Origin of the sequence: Bacillus sp. L75 (genome assembly GCF_003676355.1) — a bacterium.
Lineage (GTDB): Bacteria > Bacillota > Bacilli > Bacillales > Bacillaceae > Bacillus > Bacillus velezensis.
In genome coordinates this window covers 1-337 of the sequence record NZ_ML064968.1, presented here as the reverse complement: position 1 = coordinate 337, position 337 = coordinate 1, and the positions used below count along the sequence as shown (strand labels likewise).

2 protein-coding genes are annotated in these 337 nt (G+C 38.0%); both read right to left on the bottom strand.

Translation table 11 applies throughout. From position 1 onward, the window contains the following. A partial coding sequence (locus D5S11_RS19755) for a nuclease domain-containing protein (protein WP_128424651.1) occupies positions 1–190 on the bottom strand: 190 nt, incomplete at its 3' end. Further along, entirely contained in the window at positions 183–302 is a 120-nt protein-coding gene (locus D5S11_RS20530) for a hypothetical protein (protein ID WP_481747868.1), read from the bottom strand. The genes D5S11_RS19755 and D5S11_RS20530, both read right to left, overlap by 8 nt. Positions 303–337 lie beyond the last annotated feature (35 nt).

Here is a 337-nt window from a genome sequence, read left to right as displayed (position 1 = left end):
CGTCTAAAAGTCCGTGACACCAATGGCATCCGTAAACACCAAACAAGTCAGGAGATTTAAAACCAGTGCCGCGGTAATTAGTATTTAAATGACATAACACCACCGTTTCATCATCCTTGCAATTGGGCGATACCCTTAAAGAGCAATCCTCACCTTTTGCTGATTTAGTTATTTTTGTTTGCTTAGACATTTGTTAGCCTCTCAAATACAAATCCTTTGTGTTTTTTAGCTTTCCCGTTTAAGCAATCGTAAACGCAACTACTAGAAAAATCACTAGAGTTAATTTGCTTCTTTCCAAACATAACCAGACCAAACCCATCTTTATACGCATGAACTG